Below are 545 nucleotides of genomic sequence, written 5' to 3'. Positions count from 1 at the left end.
ACGCCGCCGATGTTGCCGGTCCCCACGGTGGCGGACAGCGCGGTGGACAGGGCCTGGAACGGCGTGATCTCGCCCTTGTCCGCCTCCACGACGCGGCGGCCGCTCATGAGCTGGCGGAAGCCGTAGCCGATGCGCCGGATCGGCATCGCGCGCAGACCGATGGTGAGGTAGAGGCCCGTGCCCAGCAGCAGGATGAGCATGACGGGGCCCCAGACGAAGTCGCTTACGGAACCCAGCATCTCGCTAAGCGTTTCCATGAATGTCTCCAGAGCGCGTTCTTGTTCGGTGATCTTTCCCCGTTCCGGCGGCGTGGTCCGCCGCCAGCGTGAGAGTCTCGCGCCCGTGCGCCCGCGGTGCAATGGGGGGCCGAGTTGCCCCGGCCGACGCGCTCGCGCACCATGACGAACCGGCTATCGATATTGCCCCCCTCAGCGATCCCGTTGGTGGTCGTGTCGGGTTCGCCTGGCACGGGAATGCCCGCGACAACGCCCCCGTGCCCTGCCGGCAAGGTGGGCGGAGACGCCCCGGGGCCGGTGTGTGGTGAC

1 protein-coding gene is annotated in these 545 nt (G+C 69.4%); it reads right to left on the bottom strand.

Annotation, left to right across the window (positions count from 1 at the left end):
• The coding region (locus G7A99_RS24290; protein WP_163144642.1) for an alanine:cation symporter family protein at positions 1-257 on the bottom strand (257 nt) is incomplete at its 3' end.
• Between the last annotated feature and the right edge of the window lie 288 nt (positions 258-545).

Source organism: Arhodomonas sp. KWT (assembly GCF_010993615.1).
Note: the sequence above shows the minus strand (reverse complement) of the source record. Positions and strands in the feature narration are given on the sequence as shown.